19 protein-coding genes are annotated in these 23420 nt (G+C 36.9%); 10 read left to right on the top strand and 9 right to left on the bottom strand.

Annotated features, from left to right (window positions below; genetic code table 11):
• Position 1 precedes the first annotated feature (1 nt).
• The 3 genes from OOL07_RS03540 to OOL07_RS03550 are packed head-to-tail and all read left to right on the top strand — an operon-like array spanning position 2 to position 5630.
• Entirely contained in the window at positions 2 to 1120 is a 1119-nt protein-coding gene (locus OOL07_RS03540; protein ID WP_264695044.1) for a S1C family serine protease, read from the top strand.
• Between the two features lie 51 nt (positions 1121 to 1171).
• Complete coding sequence (locus tag OOL07_RS03545; RefSeq protein ID WP_264695045.1) at positions 1172 to 4657, top strand: FAD-dependent oxidoreductase; 3486 nt, start codon at positions 1172 to 1174, stop codon at positions 4655 to 4657.
• A gap of 49 nt (positions 4658 to 4706) precedes the next feature.
• Complete coding sequence (locus OOL07_RS03550; protein ID WP_264695046.1) at positions 4707 to 5630, top strand: hypothetical protein; 924 nt, start codon at positions 4707 to 4709, stop codon at positions 5628 to 5630.
• A gap of 310 nt (positions 5631 to 5940) precedes the next feature.
• Here the strand turns inward: OOL07_RS03550 and OOL07_RS03555 are convergent, their stop codons facing one another.
• Positions 5941 to 6126 (bottom strand): class I SAM-dependent methyltransferase, encoded by a 186-nt coding sequence (locus OOL07_RS03555; RefSeq protein ID WP_264696321.1) that lies wholly within the window; start codon positions 6124 to 6126, stop codon positions 5941 to 5943.
• 292 nt (positions 6127 to 6418) lie between these two features.
• The gene (locus tag OOL07_RS03560; RefSeq protein ID WP_264695047.1) at positions 6419 to 7084 is read right to left on the bottom strand and encodes an FAD-binding oxidoreductase; all 666 of its coding nucleotides are present in this window, start codon (positions 7082 to 7084) and stop codon (positions 6419 to 6421) included.
• A gap of 197 nt (positions 7085 to 7281) precedes the next feature.
• Here OOL07_RS03560 and OOL07_RS03565 point away from each other — a divergent pair, with 197 nt between their 5' ends.
• The 5 genes from OOL07_RS03565 to exbD all read left to right on the top strand — a co-directional run bounded on the left by OOL07_RS03565 (position 7282) and on the right by exbD (position 11097).
• Complete coding sequence (locus tag OOL07_RS03565; protein ID WP_264695048.1) at positions 7282 to 7920, top strand: tellurite resistance/C4-dicarboxylate transporter family protein; 639 nt, start codon at positions 7282 to 7284, stop codon at positions 7918 to 7920.
• Positions 7821 to 8342, top strand: a complete 522-nt coding sequence (locus OOL07_RS03570) for a tellurite resistance/C4-dicarboxylate transporter family protein (RefSeq protein WP_413774120.1) — start codon at positions 7821 to 7823, stop codon at positions 8340 to 8342. Before OOL07_RS03565 ends, OOL07_RS03570 begins: the two co-directional genes overlap by 100 nt.
• A gap of 24 nt (positions 8343 to 8366) precedes the next feature.
• A complete protein-coding gene (locus OOL07_RS03575; protein WP_264695049.1) occupies positions 8367 to 9770 on the top strand; it encodes a TolC family protein in 1404 nt (467 codons plus the stop codon).
• A gap of 62 nt (positions 9771 to 9832) precedes the next feature.
• Complete coding sequence (gene exbB, locus OOL07_RS03580; protein ID WP_264695050.1) at positions 9833 to 10669, top strand: tonB-system energizer ExbB; 837 nt, start codon at positions 9833 to 9835, stop codon at positions 10667 to 10669.
• An 8-nt stretch (positions 10670 to 10677) separates the two neighbouring features.
• Positions 10678 to 11097: a TonB system transport protein ExbD gene (gene exbD, locus OOL07_RS03585; protein WP_264695051.1), complete on the top strand. Its 420-nt coding sequence runs from the start codon at positions 10678 to 10680 to the stop codon at positions 11095 to 11097.
• Between the two features lie 10 nt (positions 11098 to 11107).
• Here exbD and OOL07_RS03590 read toward each other — a convergent pair whose 3' ends face one another.
• Genes OOL07_RS03590 through OOL07_RS03600 form a run of 3 tightly spaced genes read right to left on the bottom strand, consistent with a single transcriptional unit; the run spans position 11108 to position 16617 of the window.
• The gene (locus OOL07_RS03590) at positions 11108 to 14200 is read right to left on the bottom strand and encodes an efflux RND transporter permease subunit (RefSeq protein ID WP_264695052.1); all 3093 of its coding nucleotides are present in this window, start codon (positions 14198 to 14200) and stop codon (positions 11108 to 11110) included.
• A 5-nt stretch (positions 14201 to 14205) separates the two neighbouring features.
• Positions 14206 to 15318 carry an efflux RND transporter periplasmic adaptor subunit gene (locus OOL07_RS03595; RefSeq protein ID WP_264695053.1) on the bottom strand — a complete coding sequence of 371 codons (1113 nt, stop codon included), beginning with the start codon at positions 15316 to 15318 and terminating at the stop codon, positions 14206 to 14208.
• 15 nt (positions 15319 to 15333) lie between these two features.
• Positions 15334 to 16617, bottom strand: a complete 1284-nt coding sequence (locus OOL07_RS03600) for a TolC family protein (protein ID WP_264695054.1) — start codon at positions 16615 to 16617, stop codon at positions 15334 to 15336.
• 83 nt (positions 16618 to 16700) lie between these two features.
• Here OOL07_RS03600 and OOL07_RS03605 point away from each other — a divergent pair, with 83 nt between their 5' ends.
• Positions 16701 to 17387 carry a response regulator transcription factor gene (locus OOL07_RS03605; RefSeq protein WP_264695055.1) on the top strand — a complete coding sequence of 229 codons (687 nt, stop codon included), beginning with the start codon at positions 16701 to 16703 and terminating at the stop codon, positions 17385 to 17387.
• Positions 17365 to 18756, top strand: a complete 1392-nt coding sequence (locus OOL07_RS03610; protein ID WP_264695056.1) for a sensor histidine kinase — start codon at positions 17365 to 17367, stop codon at positions 18754 to 18756. The genes OOL07_RS03605 and OOL07_RS03610 overlap by 23 nt, the downstream gene beginning before the upstream one ends.
• Here the strand turns inward: OOL07_RS03610 and OOL07_RS03615 are convergent.
• The 4 genes from OOL07_RS03615 to OOL07_RS03630 form a co-directional block, all read right to left on the bottom strand.
• Positions 18753 to 20762 carry an acyltransferase family protein gene (locus OOL07_RS03615; protein ID WP_264695057.1) on the bottom strand — a complete coding sequence of 670 codons (2010 nt, stop codon included), beginning with the start codon at positions 20760 to 20762 and terminating at the stop codon, positions 18753 to 18755. The genes OOL07_RS03610 and OOL07_RS03615 overlap by 4 nt on opposite strands.
• A 64-nt stretch (positions 20763 to 20826) precedes the next feature.
• A complete protein-coding gene (locus OOL07_RS03620; protein WP_264695058.1) occupies positions 20827 to 21408 on the bottom strand; it encodes a TerD family protein in 582 nt (193 codons plus the stop codon).
• A 32-nt stretch (positions 21409 to 21440) separates the two neighbouring features.
• Positions 21441 to 22475 carry a DUF475 domain-containing protein gene (locus OOL07_RS03625; protein WP_264695059.1) on the bottom strand — a complete coding sequence of 345 codons (1035 nt, stop codon included), beginning with the start codon at positions 22473 to 22475 and terminating at the stop codon, positions 21441 to 21443.
• Between the two features lie 48 nt (positions 22476 to 22523).
• Entirely contained in the window at positions 22524 to 23420 is an 897-nt protein-coding gene (locus OOL07_RS03630) for an HpcH/HpaI aldolase/citrate lyase family protein (RefSeq protein ID WP_264695060.1), read from the bottom strand.

Here is a 23420-nt window from a genome sequence, read left to right on the forward strand (position 1 = left end):
TATGTCATTTTATCAGAGTAAAAGTACTTATTCTGTTTTTTTATTTCTACTTTTGCTTGTTTTATTTGTGGTAACAATTAATCAGTGTGAATCCACAGAAGTACCATCTTTAAACCCTCAACCTAGAGCGGTAATAGAGCGAGGAAACTTTTCTTCAGAAGAGCAAGCGACTATTCGACTTTTCCAAAGTACTTCTCCCTCTGTAGTATTTATTACTACCCTTGCTGTGCGTAGGGATTGGTTTAGTTTAAATACACAAGAAATTCCAAAAGGGACAGGCTCAGGATTCATTTGGGATAAGGATGGTCATATTGTCACTAATTTTCATGTTATTCAAGGATCAAATGCTGCAAAAATAACTTTATACGATCACACTACTTGGGATGCTACTTTAGTTGGGGTAGCACCTCAAGAGGATCTTGCCGTACTTAAAATTAAAATTCCTCAAAATAAGGTTAAACCTATTTCTATTGGACGATCAAATGACCTGCAAGTAGGGCAAAAAGCTTTTGCAATTGGTAATCCTTTTGGTCTAGATCAAACTTTAACTACAGGGGTAGTCAGTGCCTTAGGGAGAGAAATTGAGTCGGTAGCTAAAGTGCCTATTCGTAATGTAATCCAAACTGACGCTGCGATTAATCCCGGAAATTCTGGAGGTCCACTTCTAGATAGCAGTAATCGTCTTATTGGAGTAAATACAGCGATTTATAGCCCATCAGGGGCTTATGCCGGGATTGGGTTTGCTATTCCTGTAGATACCGTCAATTGGGTAGTTCCTGAGCTAATTGCTAAAGGTAAAATTGAACAACCCAGTTTAGGAGTTGAAATTTTACCTTCCCGAGTGATTGAGAATATTGATGTTGAAGGAGCAGTAATCTTACGAGTAATTCCTAATAGTAGTGCAGATCGTGTTGGACTGAAAGGTATGACTCGGGACTCTTTTGGGAGATTACATTTAGGTGATGTGATTGTTACTATTGAAAATCAAATAATACGTAATTCAACAGATGTGATTCTTGCTTTAAAACGGCGTAAGCCAGGGGAAAAGATAATACTGGAAGTGTTCCACAATAATAAAAAGCGGCAAGTGGAAATGAAACTCGATCCACCTTTATCGTAATTACTAGCTTTTTATATTTAAATTAATTTACTCGATTTTTTAGGAGAAATAATGGCATCAGGGGATGAGTTTGCTTTGAATCATCGTCAATTTACTAGATTATTTGAGCTTGATGGCTTAGTTGAGTTAGATCAAGAGTTTTTACAATCAGTAAAAAATAAGGATCCTAGTCTCTACCAGAGAACAATTGATTATCGTAACAGCAAGATCTCCCTATCACCTATTGAAGAAAGCCATTTACTTTTAGAGCTATCCCTTTATTTAAACAACTTTATAGGCCAACTATTTAAGATAGAAGATGCTTTAAATAAAAGTGCTAAAAACACTTTAAGTAACGACGTTATTCTTGATTTTAAAAAAGAATGGGTGTTAAAGCGTGGGCGACGATATCGGCAGCCTATTACTCTATCTTTTTCAGCTTTAGATTCTTGGCTTACTAATCAGCTTACTAAAGTAGGATCTGCGTTTTCTGATCGAGAGCTGAGGGTAGCTCAATTTGCCCAGAATTTGTTAGCCAATGAAGAAACAAATGAAGAAGCTATTCTTTCGTTTACTCAATGGTGTGTGCTTGCCCTTTCTGATCTAGAAGGACAAAAAGCTGTTTCTGGTTGGACTAGTTTTCATCTACCACAAAAAACGGACCATGCTCGATTAGTAGTGCTTAACCATGAAAAGCAGGGTAATTTAGAGCGACTACAAGCTGATCCTAAAACCTTTCGACAACGAGATGGATTTACCTTAACTGATCAGGGAATGTCTACCCGAGAAGTTCAGGGAGAAGTGCATTATTGTGTCTATTGCCATGAACATGGGGGAGATTACTGTTCTAAAGGGTTTCCTGAGAAAAAAGATCAACCAGAGTTAGGGTTTAAAACCGATTCTTTAGGAGTCACTCTTACTGGTTGCCCTGTAGAAGAAAAAATTTCTGAAATGCACACCCTAAAGCGAGATGGTTATACTATCTCCGCACTTGCTATGGCGATGGTGGACAATCCTATGGTGCCTGCTACAGGCCATCGCATTTGCAATGATTGTATGAAAGCTTGTATTTACCAGAAACAAGATCCAGTTAATATTCCTCAAATTGAAACTAGAGTACTGACCGATGTATTAAATTTACCTTGGGGAGTGGAAATTTACGATCTACTTACTCGTTGGAATCCCCTGCGTCATCAGCAATTTTTACCTAAACCCTATCAAGGTTATAAAGTACTCGTTGCAGGCATGGGACCTGCTGGTTTTACTATGGCACACCATCTAACTATGGAAGGGTGTGCGGTGACTGGCATTGATGGGTTAAAAATTGAACCTTTACCAGAAAAATTTATAAAAGAGCCAGTACGTCACTGGTCTGATCTTCAAGAATCTTTGGATGATCGTATTTTACTTGGTTTTGGTGGGGTTTCAGAATACGGCATTACAGTTCGCTGGAATAAAAACTTTCTTAAACTCATTTATTTAAGTTTACTAAGGCGGTCTCTGTTTCAAGTCTTTGGTGGAGTTCGTTTTGGTGGCACCATCAAACTAGAAAACGCATGGGAACTTGGATATGACCATGTATGCATTGCGACAGGTGCAGGGTTGCCTAGAACCATTTCTATGGGCAATAGCCTTGCTCGAGGTATGCGACAAGCCAGTGATTTTTTAATGGCACTACAGCTCACTGGTGCAGGCAAGAAAAGTAGTCTTGCTAATTTACAAGTGAGACTTCCTGCAGTTGTTATTGGTGGTGGATTAACAGCTATTGATACGGCTACTGAGATTCAAGTGTACTACTTACGACAAGTAGAGAAGACCTTGGATCGGTATGAAAAGATGGTAGCTGAACAAGGAGAAGAAAAAGTACGATCTGGGCTTAACCAAGAGGATTTAGAAATTTTAGAAGAATTTCTAAATCATGGTCGTATGGTTAAAAAAGAGCGAGAAAGAGCGACTCAAGCAGGAGAAAATCCAGGCTTTATTTCGTTAATTCAAAACTGGGGTGGAGTTACTATTGCTTATCGCAAAGGATTAAATGCTTCTCCTGCCTATCAAAGAAACCACGAAGAAGTTATTAAAGCCATGGAGGAGGGGCTTTATTATGCAGAAGGTTTAGAACCTCTACGAGTTGAATTGGATCAGTATCATCATGTAAAAACTCTTGTTTGCCGGCGCATGAAGCAAGAGGAGGGACGTTGGCTAGGTACACCAGGAGAAATTACCTTACCTACTCGAGCAGTCTTTATCGCTGCAGGTACGCTACCAAACACCATTTATGAGCATGAGCATTCTGGGAATTTAAAACTAGAGGCAGATCATTTTTTACCCTATGTAGAACACCCTGAAGGGCTACAGCCAGTACAGGTGGCAGATCACTGTAAATCACCAGAATTTGGCCCTTTCACTTCCTATGACGATCAGCAACATAAGGTTACTTTTGTAGGAGATACCCATCCTGTATTTCATGGCAGTGTGGTAAAAGCTATCGCCTCAAGTAAACGAAGCTATCCTCATATAATGAACGCTCTTAGGTTATTGCATAAATCAGACCAAGGAGATAATTACCCTTATTTTCAAGAAAAAATAGCAGATTTACTTACACCACAAATTACGGAAATAAATAAAAATAATCCTTCTGTAGTGGAAGTTTGGGTAAGGGCACCCCTTGCAGCAAAAAATTTCCGACCAGGACAGTTTTTCCGTCTTCAAAGCTATGAAACCAATAGCCCAGAAGTAGATGGTACAAAAATGCAAATTCCATTGCTTACGGTGAGTGGTACTGGGGTTCGAGAAGATCAGATTCGATTGATGGTTTTACAATGGGGTACGGGACCTCGTCTTGTGGGTAAATTAAAGCCGGGAGATCCTATTGTACTAATGGGACCCACGGGTGCACCTACGGAAATTCCAGCAGATGAAACAGTATTAGTGATTACAGGTCGCTGGGGTGCTGCAGTAATGCTCGATGTAGGCCCTGCACTTAAAGCAGCAGGTAATCGAGTCATTTATATCGCCTCTTTTAGCTCAGCCTCAGATCTAGATCGGCAAGATGAACTTGAGGAATCGGCTGATCAAGTGATTTGGTGCACCAATAAAGAACCTAAAATTACCCCAAGACGGTCTCAAGATATAAGCATTGTACAATCCGATATTGTCTCTTTACTAAAGCATTATCATGAATCTAAAAGTAGTCCTTTTTCTCTAGGAAAAGTAAATAGATTGCTCATTATGGGATCTACCAGTTTGTTATTAGGACTGCAAACGGCTTTAAAAGATATACTAAAAACTGCTTTTCACCCTGATGTAAAGGCTATTGGAATGGTAGGCAGCCCAATGCAATGTATGCTTAAAGGCGTATGTGGCCAGTGTTTACAATGGCAAATTGACCCTGAAACAGGCAAACGTACTCGGGCAGTATTTTCTTGTGCTGAACAGGATCAACCTCTAGCATGGATTGATCTAGATAATTTAGTCGCACGTCAAATTCAAAATAGACTGCCTGATCAGATGAGCGCTAAATGGTTCGATTATATTTGCTCTAAAGAAAATAATGCTTAAAGAGCACTATAATAAGAAATTACTAAAACTGTCTAAGAACAATTGCGTGATGAGCATAAAAAAATTTTTAATTACAGCACTATTATTAGTAATATCTATATATGGGATAGCAGCACAAGTCACTTTAACTGCCCCAGAACATGCTGCTGCAGGTGCATACTTTAATATATTTTGGGATTCTACTTCTGTATCTCAAGAAGGTTTTGGTGGTTATATAGTAATAGTACCTGCCGGTGCAGAATCGGATGCTCACGGTATATTAAGCGAATCTTTTTTACAGCAGCGAGGGAAAAAAAAGGGACAAGCTCAACTACGTGCTCCAGCAAATCCTGGTCTTTATGAAGTTCGCTATACTTTACTTGGGCAAGTATTAGCCTCGGCATCTATTATTATCACTCAACCTAAAGTAATACTCCATGCTCCAAGTACAGTAACCGTTGGCGAAGAAATCCCTATTAATTGGTCTCTCACCATAGATAGTAAAGATTATATTGCTATTGTTCCTGCAGATGATAGAGAGAGTATTCAGGGGGACGAAGAAGTATATAGTCAGCTTTTTAAACATGGAAAGGGTATCCAACATATTACCTTAAGTGCACCTATGAAAGCAGGACAATATGAAATTCGATATATAATGCATGAAAGGCAGCATACTTTAGTTCAGATACCTTTAGAGGTAGTGGAAACAGAAAACGATCCTAAAGATCAAAATATAAGCTCAAAGACACCTACTCAAGCTAAGGCTGGAGAAACACTAACCATACCTAATTTAAATGGCATTAAAAGTAAAGATCAAAGAGTTTCCCTTGCTAAATTAAATCAGCCTGATTTTAATTGGGTTGTAATTTCTTCTATGAGTAAGAATGGGCACTTTACTTTAATCTTGCCCAAGGAAATAGGGAGATATGAACTTCGCTATCTTGATATTCAGACTCATAGTATCTATGCTCGTACTCCTATTACCATAAACTAACTTTTATGCGAGTAACTTACAATAAATAGCAGCCACAATTAGCCAGTAGCTGGCCATAAGTTGAATAGCGATTTCTCTCCCAAACAGTCTAACCTAGTATGGGCAGCTGATATCACTTGTATCTAGATAGTACAAGATGCCTAGCTGTTATGCTGGATCTCAACTTACGATTCACGATCGGCTGAGAGGTATAACTCCACAGGGGTTTGAAAAAATGCTTAAATAACGAGGTATTAGGCGTTACTGTGCACTACCGCTTCATGCATTGTCTTTAGAATATCAACATGATGCAGTATGTCCCTTGCCAGTATCAAGTCAAAAGTACTATCAGGGTATACATTCTCTCAGCTAGCATTTCCCGAAAGTCGATTTCGAGTTCTTCTTTCAATGCCAGTGCTTTTGCAATTTCAAGAGAATCTGGACTGAGGTCAAAGGCACTCACTCTAGCACTAAGCTTTGCAAGTCGTAGAGCATCATCGTCAAAGCCACAGCCAATAACAAGAACTTTCTTATCCTTTAGTTAGGTCATAAGTAAGAAGGTACTCATACATCCCCCAGTAGGGATTCCACCACCGCTTTTCGGGATTCCTGAGTACTTCAATGAATCGATTTAGAGATTCTAATTCTCTCGGATTCAGCCTAGTTTTTTGTTAGTTTTTTTCAAAAAACAGCCTTTTCCCTGTTTCAAGACACAATAACCCTGTTGCGATACAAATACGCTTCATCTAAATCAACAAGACAAACAAATTCAATAGTGATCATATAATTATTTTTTCAGAAACAACTAATTAAGTATCAAACAATAAAGCATCTGGACTTACCCCTAGCTCAGTAAGTGCTTGGTTCACCGCTTTCATAAAAGGAGGTGGACCACAGGTATAAAAACGCTGGCTAAAATCTGAGATTTTTTCCTTCAAAAATTCTTTTGTTACTAACCTGTGATTATAACCAGCACTGCTACTATCTGTACAAGTGAGTATACAACGTTCCTTAAAATGAAAGCGAAGTTCTTTCTCACAGATAATATCTGCTGGAGATTTATTCGTAAAAATTAAAGTATGGTTAGTAAGTGATCCTTGTTCTGAGAGTTGGCGGATCATAGCTAAAAAAGGAGTGATCCCGCTTCCTCCAGCAATAAAAACACCGGGACCTTGATAGGTCAGAGTACCAAAAGAATCTGAAACTAACAATTCAGCACCTGCTTTTAGAGTATGCAGTTTATCTGTTATCCCATGATGATCCGAATATCTTTTAATGACAAATTCCAATACTTTATCTTCTTTTAAAGAAGCAGGGGTAAATGCTCTCCCTGCATTTTTCCATTTAGGATCATTAATTGCCAGCTCAACCCCTTGTCCAGGCTCATAATTTAAATTAGGTGGTCGCTCAACAATGAAACGTTTTACATCATGGGTTACAAACTCAGACATAAGTAGTTTTACTGGATAAGTCATAATTCACCCCATAAAAAACATAAATAACTCTTTTAAATATCAATACTTTCTTATTTTTCCTTAAAAGTAAAGAGTTATTCATCGCAGATAGTGTTTTTCTGTTAATGATCTACATTACTTTTTATATATCTAATCAATGTTAAATTAATAGATAAAATCTATATATCTATTTTAATAAAAAAGGATATATGAACTAAGTGCTCAGCAAAAGAAAAGTATTTTTAGAAAAATTAACAGAAGATATTTATCATTTACCCCCGGGTTATTTTGCACTTGTTATGGCAACCGGTATTGTTTCTATTGCCACCCATAATTTAGGGTTTGAGAAAATTGCTTATCTCTTATTTGGTATTAATATCATTGCTTATATTCTGCTATGGGGACTGAATTTAGGACGATTTATACTTTATCCAAGAGCAGTCTTCGCAGATTTCCTCTCTTATCATACAGGACCTACTTTTTTTACTTTTCCTGCAGCAAGCTGTGTATTAGGCAGCCAATCTATTTTACTAGCTAATCAAATTATTACTGGAGAAATTTTATTGGTAATAGGGGTAATGAGCTGGCTAGGTATTATGTATGGATTTTTTTATGGTATGGCCATAATTCAAAAAAAACTTTCTCTTGAAGAAGGGTTAGTAGGCGCATGGTCTTTACCTATTGTCGCTACTTTTAGTATTTCTATTACCACCACATTAGTTGCTACGAATTTAGTTAAAATCAAAGAAGATCTTTTATTTATTGCTCTTATTTTTTTTCTAATTGGCTCTGTGCTTTATGTTTTTATTATTTCACTTATGTTCTATCGATTTTTTTCTTTCGTTTTAATCCAGTGATTCTTACTCCTCCTTACTGGATTAACATGGGAGTAGAGGCGATTGCTACATTAGCAGGTGCTATCTTAATTTTAAATATTCAGCATTGGGGTTTTTTAGAAGAAATTCAGCCCTTCCTTAAAGGGGTTACCCTTGCATTCTGGGCAATGAGTAATTGGTGGTTTCCTTTGCTTTTGTTGCTTGGTATTTGGCGGCATATAGTACATTGTATCCCAATTCTACAGTACAATATGCAGTACTGGAGTATGGTGTTTCCCCTAGGAATGTATACTAATTGCACGTTTCAGTTAGGAAAAATTATTCCTCTTGATTTAATCAAATTTATCCCTTCTATTTCAATTATATTTGCTTTGGCTGCTTGGATATTAGTATTTATTGGGCTTTGCCACTACCTTAAACAGCGCTATATCAATTTTACTTAATACATATAAGTAATTTTACAATTTATGATAGCAAGTCAAAGTAGCTTTAAACTAAAAGCAGCTTGGGTATTTATTTTTCTTATTACTTATAGTTTGTGTTTTGCTCAAAATCATTTATCTTCAGTAAGTGATTTTGAGAATAATTCTTCACTGAGTATTCCAAATCTATCCAGCACTATATCCAATTCTTTTTTTTCAACCCAAAAGGAGTTTTTAGTAAACTTAAAGGGATTAACCTTGGATGCAGTTATTGAGCGATCATTAAAACATGATCCGCAAATTAAGGCAGGGCTTGAAAGTATTAATCAAGCAGAGGCAGAGGCTATTACTGCAGGATTATTTCCTAACCCTACTTTTTTAACTAATCAAGAATTGATGCCTTTGACTCATCCTTATACACCTCAACATGCAGGAGGTCCACCACAGCTTAATATAGCGGTAGAATTTCCTATTGATTGGTTTGTGTTTGGTAAGCGAGCAGCGGCTATTATCGTTGCAAAAAAAGGAGTAGATGTAGCTACTGCTAATTTTTATGAGCTTATTCGTGAACGGATTTATGGTGCTATTTTTGCTTTTTATGACGCTTTAGAAGCACAGGCCATGTTAGCTCTTGCTCAAGAAAGTTTAGGCAATTTTACTACAGTAGAACAATATATTCTTGATCGAAATAAAACTGTTCCTTCGGATAATATCAGACTTGAACGTGTTCGTTTATCCTTATTTAGCAGCCGACAAGATGTACGAGACAAGAAAGTAAAATTAACTGAAACAATCAGTCGATTACGGGTATTTTTAGGGATTAAAAATCCTACTATTCTAACTTTAGCAGGAGATTTAGAAGTACATAACCCAGATCCACCCATCTCCCTAGAAGAATCGATAAGAATTGCTAAAGAAAATCGCCCAGATATTCTGGCAGGTCAATATGAAATCGAGCAAACTCAAGCAGGAATACACTTTGAAAAAAAACAGGCCTACCCAGAAATCATTCCTTATATAGGGTATAACCGGCAATTTCAAAGAAAAGCCCTAGGTATGCCTGATGCTAATTCTTGGCAAGCTGGGTTTCAGTTAGACATACCTTTATTTGATCGTAACCAAGGTAATATTGCTAAAATGGAATCAGCCCATACTCGAGCAAGGTTAAATTTAGAGGCAAAAATACTTGAGTTACAAGCGGAGGTTGAACAAGCACTAGCGGCTTATCAAGCATCCTATGAAACTATTACTATTGAAGATCCCGCTAAATTGAAGATGGCACAGAATATACGTGATCGGGTACATATTGATACCCATACTTTTATGGAAGTTATCGATGCTCAAGAGGTTTACTTGGAAACCTATCAAATTCATATCAATAATCTCTCTAATTACTGGCATACCCTTTATGCTTTTAACGCCACAGTAGGTAAACAGGTGTTAAAATGAATATCAAGTTAATACCTTTACAAAGGTAATCTAGAGTGATAGCCATCTTTCTTGATTTTTTTATGCCTCTTAAGAAACATAAATGGTTTTTCAATATAATATTTTTTCTTTTAGCCCCAAATGCTTGGGGTGAATCTTTATCCACTGAAGCGGCACCACTAACTCCTTCTGCAGTAGTAGGGGTAGCTACGCTACCTTATAATCTCTCTCCTTGGGGGATGTTTTTAGATGCAGATATTATTGTAAAAATAATTATTATTGGACTTATCTTTGCCTCTATTGCTACTTGGGGAATTTGGATTGCAAAAATTTTAGAATTAAATGTAGCACAACGTGAGCTACAAAATATCCTAATAAAGCTGGAAGGAACTCATGCTCTGACTAAAGTAATACAGTTATTACATCATGCAAAAGGAGTACCTGGCTTATTTGCAGAGGCCATAGAACATGAGATCTACCTATCTGGGGATCATTCACCTTTAGAAGGAATTAAAGAGCGTATCTCCCTACGGCTGGATCGGCTTGAGGTGATGGTAAGTCGGCACATGTCAAAAAATATTGGGATTTTAGCAACCATTGGAGCAACAGCTCCTTTTGTAGGCTTATTTGGTACAGTATGGGGGATTATGAATAGTTTCATTGGGATTTCTCAAAGCAATACTACAAATCTTGCGGTAGTTTCCCCCGGAATTGCAGAGGCGTTATTAGTGACTGCAATAGGTCTAATTACTGCGATTCCTGCAGTAATTATTTACAATTTCTTTACTAGGGCTATCGCTCATTATCGAAGTTTGCTTACTGACATTTCAAGTGAGGTTTTACAGCTGGTAAGCCGCAGTATTGATCATCAACAATCCTTAGAAATTTCAAAGCAGCAACACTACCATAGACCTCTTTAGTAACGCTTATGATACGTAAAAAATACTCTAGTGAAGATGATCTTCCAGAAATTCATGAAATAAATGTCACTCCATTTATTGATGTAATATTGGTATTATTAATTATTTTTATGGTAGTAGCTCCCTTAACCACAGTGGATATTCCTGTAGATTTACCGGAGGTAAATAGTACTACAGATCTTCAACTCCAAGTAGATAAACCTATTTATCTAGCAATCAGTGCAGATTTGAGTCTATCAATCAATAATCATCACATTAGTTTACAAGCCCTTGAACCTGCTTTGCGTTATTTAACTAAAGGAGATAAAAGCCAGCGTATTTTTTTACAAGTAGATAAAACAGTAATTTATGATAATCTTATGGAAGTTATGGATTATTTGCGTACTATCGGTTATCTACAGGTAGCATTAGTAGGGTTAGAGAAATAGTAATAGTAATTTAAGATACTGGTATAGTTATGCTCTTTTGATTTGATGGTTTTTCTGAAAACATCAGATATAGTGTGGGCAATACAATTAGGGTTAATAAAGTTGCAGAAATTAACCCTCCAATAATTACAATTGCTAGAGGGCGTTGCACCTCAGATCCAATATCATTAGATAAGGCCATAGGCAATAGTCCTAACATGGCTAGGCTGGCTGTCATCAATTCAGTACGCAGTCGTTGTAAAGATCCTTCAACTACAGCTTGATAAAGTGTTTTTCCCTTACTTCGTAACTGCTCAAAACGAGTCACTAAAACTACACCATTAAGTACCGCTTGCCCAAATAAGGCAATAAAGCCAATAGCAGCTGAAACTGAAAGGGGGAGTCCCGTAATATATAGTGCAAGAATTCCACCAATAAGAGCAAAAGGAATATTAGTAATAATTAGTAAGGAATTTTTAAACGAATTAAATGCATTAAATAGTAAGATAAAAATAAGTAAAATAGAAAGAGGAATGACAAGCATCAGCCGATTCATTGCTCGTTTCTGACTCTCAAATTCACCAGACCATGTAATTGAGTAATTTTTAGGTAAGGTAATAGTTTTAGCGACTTGTTGCTGCATATCTGCAACCACACTACCCATGTCTCTATCTTGAATAAATATCCCAATTGCAATAACAGGTCGTCCATTTTCCCGGCTAATATCCATTGCTCCACTAGCAATATGAAAATCCACCACCTCAGAAACAGGGATAGGACCTCCATGGGGCGTATCAATAAGAATATCCTGTAATCGAGCAGGAGATCGATCCTCGTCTTTAAGACGTACCACTATACTAAAATGGCGTTCGCCTTCCCAAAATTCAGTTGCAATTCTGCCACCTAAAGCAACTTCTACTAGATCCTGTAAGTCAGCGACATTTAGTCCATAATGGGCCGCATCTTCCCGATCTATTTCAATAAGATATTGAGGTAAGTCTCCTTTTTGATCAATAAACGCTTGAGCCACACCAGGTATGTGATTAATGGAGCGGAGTATTTGTTCTGCTAGATCTTTAAGAATAAATGAATCATCACCAAACACCTTAATGACAATTTGCCCTTTTATTTGAGAAATACTTTCCAATACATTATCCCGGATAGGTTGAGAAAATGAGGGGGCTATTCCAGGTAAGGTTGACAGTAATTGATCCATCTCTCTAATTAGATCTTTTTTTCTATAACCCTGTCGCAACTCAGATTGTGGTTTTAAATTAACTAGATACTCTGTGCTGTTTATTAATTTTGGATCAGTACCATCATCTGGACGACCTGCCTTAGAAATCACTGTATCAACTTCTATAATGTTTTGTAATACAGTGCGAATTTTCCCTGTAGCGATCTGTGTTTCAGAGACAGAAATACCTGGAGGTAAGGGGATATTAATCCATATTGCCCCTTCATCTAGCTCCGGAAGAAATTCAGTACCTAACTTTTGTGCAATGCCTAAGCTTCCTAGTAAAGAAATAAATGCAATAAATATAATGGTTTTGCCATGATGGAGTGCTTTTAATAATAAGGGTTGGTAAATATTTTTGCATTGATTAATTAATTTATTTTCATGATGAGGTAAATCCTTGCGTAGAAGGGTGTAGCATAATAGAGGAACTAAAGTAAAAGAAAGAATTAAAGCACCAACTAGGGCTGCAGTAACGGAATAGGCCATAGGGGAGAAGATACGGCCTTCATGACGCTGTAAGGTAAAAATAGGAATATAGGCAGCAATAATAATCAACATAGAAAACAAAGTAGGGCGGCTTACTTCAGTTACTGCTTCTAATACTTTATTTTTTCGGTCATGATGATTAAGAATCTCTTTATTTTCTCCAAGTTTACGAAAAACGTTCTCAACTACGATGACGGCACCATCTACAATAATGCCAAAATCCATACCCCCAAGGGATAATAGATTTGCAGGGATCCCTATCCAAGTAAGCCCGATGAAAGTAGCCAATAAGGAAAGGGGAATGATTATAGCTACGATGATTGCAGCACGTAAATTTCCAAGAAATAAGAATAAAACTCCAGCCACTAATAAGGCACCTTCCCTAAGATTACCAAATACGGTGTGTAAAGTTTTTTGAATAAGCCAAGATCGATCATAGTAAGGCACTATGGATACACCTTTAGGTAATACCTGTTGATTGAGAAAATCTACCTTTTCTTTAATCGCTTTTAACACAACAGAGGGATTTTCCCCTTTTCGCATCATAATAATCCCAGAAACCAGATCATCGTTTTTTCCTTCTCCCATAATTCCCTGTCTTGGAGGTCCTTCAATTACTACTTCAGCAATATCTTTTACTAAAATAGGTACACCCTCTCGCTCAGTAATAGCAATATTGCTAATATCAGTACTAGATTTAAGTAGTCCAATACCTCGCAATAAAAATTGCTGGCTTCCAAGTTCAACTGGACCACCTCCTCCATTGGCGTTTGCCCGTTCAATTGCACTAAATAGCTCTTCTAAACTAACTTGATAGTCTCGCATCTTTTTTAGATCAGGGTGAACTTGGTATTGTTTAATTAGACCACCAATACTTGCAATATCAGCCACTCCCGGGATTTGTTTTAGTTGGCGTAAAACGACCCAATCTTGCAAGGTGCGTAAATCCATAGAACTCATATAGTCTGAGGCTATTTTATAGCGATAAATTTCACCAATGGCAGTAGCAAGAGGGGCCATTTCTGAATTAATGCCGGGAGGCATATCGATATTTTGTAATCGTTCTAACACTTGCTGACGGGCAAAGTAGGGATCTACCTTATCGTCAAAAGTAATCATAAGATATGATAGCCCAAACATAGTATGGGAGAACATCCGTATAGCACTTGGTAGCCCAGATAATCCTATTTCTAAGGGAATAGTGATTTGTTTTTCAATTTCCTCAGCAGCTTGCCCTGGATATTGGGTAATGACTGAAACTTGCGTATCTGAAACATCTGGAAACGCTTCTATAGGTAAATTATAAAAAGCAACAAAGCCACTGCCAATAAAGAGTACAAGCCCTAACCAAATAAAAAGAGGCTGATGGAGAGAGAAAGCTACAATATTTCGAATCATTGCAACTAACCTCTAGATTGGAAGAGATGGTTTAAATAAATTGCTTCCTCAGAAACTACTTTATCTCCTACTTGCAGCCCAGAGAGGATGGGGATCATCCCTTGATTTTCTATGCCAACCTCTACTTGACGGCGAATATATTTACCTTTTTCTATATTGATAAATACATAAAATTTATCTTTATCTAAAACAACAGCCTTAGCTATAACTGCAGGGTTAGGTTGAGCATGAATAGGTATTTGGGCAGTCACGTACATTTGGGCTTTTAATTTTCGATCTGGGTTAGGAATTTTAGCAAGCACTTTTACAGTGCGAGTGGTAGAATCTACAAAATCAGAAATATAGGTAATTTCCCCTGAGAAACGAGCTTTAGGGTAGGATTTACTTGTAACTATGATCTGTTTATTTGGTACTAAATAAGGTAAATTCTCTTCAGTAGTATCTAGTTGTGCCCATAGGGAAGTAGGGTTAGTCACTACAAATAAAGGCTGACCCTCTTGGTTGGGATTAAGTTGCTGACCAGGATTAATCGATCTTTGCACTATGGTTCCTGTTAAAGGACTTTTAAGATAAAACCATTTGGTAGAATGAAGGGGATTTCCATAAGGACTAAGTAGGGATTCTGCGTATTTTAAGCTGGTTTTTGCATCAGTATAACCTGCTTGAACTTCTTCTAGTTCTTTGCGAGCAGCAATGCCATGTTCGTAGAGTTCTTGCTGTCTTGCAAGCCTCTTTTTCATGAATACCATATTGCTGGCTGCTTTACGGTATTCTGTTTGTAATGTATCAAAATCTGAGGACTGGATTGCAGCAAGTGGTTGGTCAGATTCTACCTGTTGCCCTATATTTGCAATAACTTCAATAACTCGACCATCCAAAGGGCTAAATATCTTTACAGTTTCATCCTCATTCCATAGCAATCGCCCAGATATTTTCAAGGTATGTTGTGCGTATTCCTGAGCTGTGACTATAGATAGTTCAGGGGAAGCTTGCGGAAAAGTAATTTGATTCCCCTGTATCTTTATAGTAGGTGCGTTTTGCTGCTGATTAGCATTATCACTACAGCTTGCTAGAGTGATAACCATACATAATAATAAATAAGTGGAGTTTTTACTCATAATACTTAGTAGTACTTACAGAGCACTTTCTTCTCCTAGTGCACTTAATAAATCCGCATAAGCAAAGCTACGATTTGCTAGAGTAGTATAGTATTCCAACATTTTTGTCTTATAATTCCGCTTTGCTTCAATTAAATCTACAATATCTACACTGCCATGGTTATAAGCAAACTCAGCCGATTCTTGTACATTATCGATTCGATTGAGTACATCTTGTTGATACCTATTCATTACCGTAGTTGCAGAATTCCAAGCAGCCACTGCACTGATAATTTCTGTTTTTAATTTTTGTTTAATTTTCTGAATTTCTAACTCTGTACTATTTAACTCTACTGAAGCTTTATCAATCTCCCCTTTATGCTGGTAAAAAATAGGTAATGGAACACTTACGCCAACAATTCCACTTTCTAATACAATGTTTCCAAAATCTCTGGTATAACCAGCATTCAAAGTAATATCTGGAATTTTTAAACGATGGGCTAAAGTAAGATTTTTATTGGCTTGTTCGACTCGTAGTTGAGCTGATTTTATATCTGCTCTTTGGGAAAAGGCGTGTTGTATCAATAATTCTAAATTATCTAAAGGATAGTGAAATTTTTCAATTTTTGGCCATTGTTCTACCACTTTAAGAGTATCGGCTTCTTCAGGCCATGCTAGTATTTTTGCTAGCTCAGCACGTTCTTGAGTTAGATGGGCTAAAGCATTATCTAAATCTGACTGAGCGTTTAGGGTTTCTACCTCAATGCGAGTAAGATCTCGCTTTGCAATATCCCCTACTTTAAATCTTAGTTTATTCGCCTGTAAGATTTCTTGATAATCTTTAGCCGTCTCTTGAGCAATAGTCACCGATTTTTGTGCCAGTAACAATGAATAAAATTGATGGCGTACCACGTTACTCAGTATCCGAATGGTATCTTGAAGATCGCTAATAGCTGCCTCTGTTCCTAATTGGCTACTTTCTATCCGCAGTTTTCGTTTTCCTCCTAACTCAATTAATTGTTCTATGAGTACAAGAGCAGAAGGAGAGGCACCGCCTGGATAACGAAATGCTATTTCATTAGATTCAAAAGTAAGTACAGGATTAGGGATCGCTGCTGCAATGACTTCTTCTGCTTTAGCTCGGCTAATTTCATATTTTGCAGCAATGATATCTAAATTTTGCTGATAGAATAGGGCAAGCGCTTGTTGTTCAGTCAACATTATCCCTTGGGCTGGAAAAATAGATACAAGCCATAAAGCAAGTCCCATCAAATATATACAAGGTGGAAATGCAAGCTGGTTTTTAAAAAAAACAAACATTTAACTAAATCACTCCAAGTACAAAAATAACCCTTTACTATATTAATTAGTGAACCTTTCAAAAACCTTTCAGTTTTTTATAAATGAAAATCTTATTAGTTGAAGATGACGCTACGCTTGCTGATGGATTAATCCAAACTTTGAGCCAAACTGGATATGATGTGACTAGTGCTACTACAGGTACTTATGCAGATTGTGCTTTATTCACTCAAAATTTTGATTTAGTTATCCTTGATTTAAATCTGCCCGGACTAGATGGTTATGAAATTTTAAGAAATCTAAGAGGTAGAAAAAACTCAGTACCTGTTTTAGTACTCACGGCTCGAAATGGATTAGATGATCGGGTCAATGGTCTTGAACATGGGGCTGATGATTATATGAGTAAACCTTTTGAATTAAAAGAGTTAGAGGCACGAGTTCGCGCTCTTATACGCCGTAGCTATGGCGGGTTTCATCATATAGCTATGGGTAATCTTACTTTAGATACTCAAGCTCATCAGATATATGTTAATGGAAAATCTGAAAGTTTTTCATCTCGAGAATATGCAGTGCTTGAGATATTGTTTCTCAATTTAGGAAAAGTAATCAGTAAAGATAAAATTGCCCAAAGACTATCCATACATGGAGAAATACTCGGTGATAATGCAATTGAAGTCTATATTCATCGATTACGAAAAAGATTAGAACTTTGGGGCATTAATATTCGTACCTTACGAGGTCTAGGGTATTTGTTAGAGAAAAATTCAAGTGATAAAAATTCAAAGCCTTAAGTTACGATTACTGCTACATTTAATTTTTCCTCTCACTTCCCTTGTTATCGTAAATAGTTTTATTTCCTATTACGTGACTATGCACTATGTAAATACCACTTATGATAACTGGTTACTAGATTCGGTTACTTCTCTTGCTCAAGAGGTTAAATCTAAAGAAGGAAAGGTAGTCTTTGAGGTACCACCTTCCGCACTTAGGATTTTTCAGTGGGATGATATAGATCGAACTTTTTTTAAAATAGAATCTCAGCAAGTTGGATTTATTGCTGGCGATAAATTTATCTCTAATTCTAATATTGCTAATAAAGACTTTACCTTAACTTCTCCTGCTTATTTCGATAGTGAAATCCATCATAAAAAAATAAGAGGAGTTTCCATAATAATCACCCCAAAAGATACTTCGGATAAAGTATTGGTAACGGTCGCTGAAACTTTAAACAAGCGGCACAATATGGTTAAACATATTATTTTTGCAGTGATCATTCCTGAAATCTTACTTATTCTGATTATTGGTTTGTATATGCGGTTTGAAATAAAACGAGGATTAACACCTCTATATACACTCACCCAAGAACTCTCTCAGCGATCACCGCAAGATTTAACACCTATTTCTAATACTCATGTCCCTTCTGAGATACGCATTCTTATTCATACTATGAATAATTTACTCGCAAAGTTAAGGAAAACCATGGTGATACAAAAAGCATTTATTGAAAATGCAGCCCATCAATTACGTACCCCTCTTTCCGGGCTTAAAATTCAAGCAGAAAGAGTATTACGGCTTAATAACTTACAGGAAATGGAACCAGCACTGATTAAAATTAAAAATAGTGTAGATCAAATTGCACACTTAAATAGCCAATTATTGATGCTTGCTCAATCTGAAGCTGCCATAGAGAGTAATAACAAACTTTTACCTATAGATTTAAATCATCTTGTTAGAGAAACTTGTATTGAGTGGGTACCCTATGCACTGAAGCATAACATAGAGCTAAGTTTTGATAGCCCATCTATGTCTATCCAAATTCGAGGAATAGAGACATTGTTTCGTGAACTATTAAATAATCTTATAGATAATGCTATTCGCTATAGCCAACAACAGAGTAGAGTATGGATTACGCTAGAGGCTATACCTCAGCCCATACTTACCATAGAGGACGAAGGCTATGGGATTCCAGAATCAGAACTCGATAAGGTATTTGATCGCTTTTATCGTATATCAAGAAATCAACAGGATGGTTGCGGCTTAGGGCTTGCCATTGTCAAAGAAATTGCAGATTTACATCGCATACAAGTTAAGATGGAACAAGGAAAAAATAGCAAAGGAACAAAGGTTAGCTTAATTTTTAATTCATCTCAAAGATCTTAGTGAATATTCAAAATAGCGTTTAATTTTTCTTTAAGTAAAGGATAAACCAGCATACTCCCTGCGGTAGTTAAGTGGTTATAATCGAAATATAAAAACTGCCCCTCTTTAGCCCAAGGGCAAATCATAGAGTTGCATAACGCTTTGTATGTATTTAGAATATAGGTGTTGGGGAAATAGGAAGCAATATTTTTCAGTATCGAGTTTATCTGTTTTTGATCTTGTAAGTGAGTTTCTAAAGAAATTGCATACCCATTCATTTTTTGCTCTAAAATATCCCTGTTACTGACCAGATTGAATCGTAATACATTCAATGGTGGGTTGCCTCTTTGTTGTGGATTGTCCTCTAAGAGCAATATAGAAATACCTAGAGAGCTATAATAGGTTAGGGTTTTTGTTAATCCATACTTAAAGTACTCTATATTCTGTAATTCCTTTGGTTTATGAAGAATTTTTATTTTTCTAGGTTTTTTTAAGTTGTTATCATAGATTGTCCATTGAGCTACTAGAGTTATAGCTGCAGGTTTTTTATCTTTAACAAATTCAGCTACTTTTTCCCAAATAGATGAGCAATGCGGGTAGTCTATAATTTCTATTTCTAGCAAGGGTAAACAACTATCACCACTAGTGAGCAATATACGGACATGATTTTCTTTGCCATAGTGATCAAAGGCAGGGATCATACTTTGAGCATGACTATCGCCATAAGTCATGATCCAAATCTCGGCTTGAGGATCCCCTAGGGTACAAAACCACTTCTCTGGGTAAGTAGCTTTTCTATAGAGATTAGAGCATCTCTCTACTATTGGGTTTGAAATAGTTGATCGAATGTACTCTCCTGCTCGATCATCAAAGATTTTAAAAGGTCGATGGGATATTCCCTCTTTTTGAAAAATCACCAGTCCAGCAACTCCAATAATTACTACACTAGTCAGCAAAACTAGAGTAGATTTCCCCTTAGCCGTACTACGAATAGGTTTCTCTAAGTATTTATAGGTCAGCCACGCTAAAAGAAAAGAGAGTAAAGGGGCAGCAATCTTTAGAGCATGACGATAAAGCTCATTACCTCTAATATCCCCTACAATCACAATAAAAAAAGACCATAAAGCCCAATGCCATAAATATAACGGATAACTGATTAAACCAACCCAAATCGCAATAGGAGAGGAAAGCACATAGCGATTAATCACACTATCAGGCCCTGCATTAATCAGTAGTACCGTACCTAGGATAGGTAAAAGAGCATAAATCCCAGGAAAGGGATAATCTGGATGTATCGTGATAAAGCCAATGAGGATTAACCCTAGCCCTAGCCAAGATTGTAGCGAAGAGTATTTAGGAAAAAGAGACTGTCGGCTGTAATGAATTGCGGCAAGATAGGCCCCTGCCATCAATTCCCATGCTCGGGTCGTAGGAAAGTAAAAATCAATGACCTTATCATAATAGGCATAGCCAAGATTAATAAGAAAAGAGAGGCTAATAATTATTGTGATGGATCGAGTTAGCGACCAACCATAGTGAAGAATAGCCCAGAGTATGAGGGGCCAGAAGATATAAAATTGCTCTTCAACAGATAAACTCCATAAATGAAGCAAGGGTTTTTGAATGGAGGAGAGATCAAAGTAGCCCGATTCGCTCCAGAGCATGAAGTTTTGAATAAAACCTGCACTAGTGGCAATATGTTGACCTAATTTTTGATATTCATTTTCAAGGTAAAAAACCCAACCAATGATAAGAGAGAAAAGCAGAATAACAATAAGTGCTGGGAAAATTCTTCTGATACGCCGTTGATAAAACTTGATAATGCTAAAGCTATGGGTTTTAAATTCTTTTAAGAGGATACCGGTGATGAGATAGCCGCTGATGACAAAGAAGATATCTACGCCAATAAAGCCTCCAGTTAATAAGCTTTTAGCATATTCATAGTGATAGGCAATTACTGCCAGTACGGCCAGTGCCCTTAGCCCATCAATATCTGGACGGTAGGTATATTTATGAGCGGTGTGCATTTTGTTTTAGGTAAGGAGTTTTGTTAGTTGTAACTTTTTGCTATTTTTTCTTTATTTTATGGGTTTATAAAAAAGGTCGTATCGCTGGTAATAAATCGTGGAAAGTTTTTCCAGTTGCATTCTCACCAATAGCATGGATTTTCCATTCGTTATTATGACGATAGACTTTCGCCATAATTTGAGCATTATGACTTCCTTGGCAACTTAGATCATAGCGGGCAATTTCCTCGCTACTATCATGATCCACTAAGCGACAAAAAGCATTCTCAATTTGATTAAAGCTTTGCCCAGTAAAGCTATTAACCACAAATACAAGACTAGATATTTCTACAGGCACTCTAGAAAGATCTACAATAACTTGTTCATCATCTCCTTCCCCATCTCCAGTACGATTATCGCCGGTATGGGTAATACTTCCATCTTTACTTTTTAACTGACCAAACCAAACCGTATCTACCAAATTTCCTGATTGATTAAACAAAATGCAAGAGGCATCTAAATCTATTGATTGCTTTCCTCCGCCAAAGCCAAAAAAACCTTTTTTCTCTACTGCATCCCAGCCCAAGCCCATAATCACTTTAGATAGGCTATGGTGTGCTTCTTTTTCAAGGGAAATTTTCTGACCTTTGGTAAGCTGTATTGACATGATTCCTCCGAAAGAATAAAGAAAATAGATAATTAAGTTGTTTCTTCTTGTTCTTGGGGCGGTAAATCCTTCTTATATCTAATGGAAGAAAATAACGCTAACCCAATAAAGGTAGCACCAATTAAACCAGTAATGACTTCTGGTACTTCAATTTGGGTACTCATCAACATAATTAAGGCTAATGCCCCAATAGCATAGTGAGCACCATGCTCTAAAAATACATATTCATCTAAGGTTCCTTGCTCTACTAAATAAACGGTTAAGCATCGAACAAACATAGCGCCTATCCCAAGACCTAACATAATAATAATTATATCTTTGGTAATAGCAAAGGCACCAATGACCCCATCAAATGAAAAAGAAGCATCTAGCACTTCAAGATAGAGAAAACCCATAATTCCTGCATGTTTTGCCGTATAAGCCATTACCTCCCCTTCTTTCTCCGTAAATAATTCAGAGGCAGTATGGATTAAAGAAAACAAGAAAATACCACTTACCCCGGAAAGGAGACTACTAAGTTTATGATCTATAGGTAAAAAATGTTGCACAATCAATAAAATACCTAATGAAATAAGCATTTCATTAGATTTAATATGCCCTATCTTTGCTAATTTTTCTTCTATAGCACCTAACCAGTACAGCTCTTTTTCATCAAAGAGAAATGATAAAAATACCATAAGCAAAAACATGCCTCCAAAAGTAGATATTTCTGCGTGTGTTGCGATAAGGTGTTCTGAATAACGATCAGGATCTCCTAACGCCATTTTTACCACTTCAATCATCCCTAAATCAGATGTTTCAGTCACAATTACAATGGGAAAAAGTAATCGCATTCCAAACACAGCAATTAAAATACCCCAGGTTAAAAAACGCTGTTGCCAGACAGGATGCATATCCTTGAGTACAGAGGCATTCACCACCGCATTATCAAAAGATAAGCTTACTTCAAGGATTCCTAAAATAGCGACAACGAATACCCCAGTTAAGCCCCCCCATAGGAAAGCAGCACTTAAGCCAATAGCAGTAACAATCAGAGAGTATTTAAAGTGTTGAATAAGAAATGTCATATATTTAATTAGTTTATTAATTTAGTGTCAGAACATACTTTTATCTAATTACAATTGCTGACAGCATACTCCATAATGTTTAGCACGCTGCAACAAATCTTCTGCCCAAAATCGATGAGTACTGGGCTCTACCATTTGTTCATTAAGTTTGAAAATTGCTGTAGTTTTCTCTTGTAAAGCTATTTTTGCTAAATCTAGATCCTGCTTACATACCCGATAACTAGATTCTATTACTGCAACTTGTGAAGGATGCACTGCTGCTTTGGTAAATAGCCCATGAATCATATCTAATACTATTTCTTGTTGTAATATCTTATGGTTATTGAAATATTCAAATACAGGTGCGGCTAGTTCATAACCTGCAGGGCGAAACGTGAGAATAATATCATTAATTACATTTCGTAGCGGGGTATCATAAATCGTGTGATTTTTAGGTCGCTTTAACTTCAGTAACCCTAATAAATCATTGCCTCCAATTCTTAAACAAAGAATGGGGTTAGCAAGTTCTGCTAGCCTCTCTCTAAACACGTCAAGACGATTCCGGTTAAATGCTAAATCTGTTTCAATAGTAGGCATTAAAAATGAGGTAAGCCTTTGAGCAGCAATTTCCCCATAGGATAATAGATTGCTTTCATCCACTTTAGGCAATACAAAGCCATTGATATTCTCAATTCCAGGCATCCTTATTAGTTGGGTAAATACTTTAAGATTACGAGGACGAATAAATTTCAAGATAGGAGAGGGGCGGATTTGAGTCAATACAGATTGTATATTAGCGAGTGCTGGAACCAAATCTTCTTCTGAAATGGCATCTTCAGTGCAAATAATAATTGAACGAATCCTTAATTGTTTTTTTTGGTTAAGAATTTGATCCATATCTGTTCGAGTAGCCGGTATATATAAAGTTGCACCCAATGCCATATAGTGGCAAAAATGAGTAGACAC

The organism is Candidatus Nitrosacidococcus sp. I8 (assembly GCF_945836005.1).
GTDB lineage: Bacteria > Pseudomonadota > Gammaproteobacteria > Nitrosococcales > Nitrosococcaceae > Nitrosacidococcus.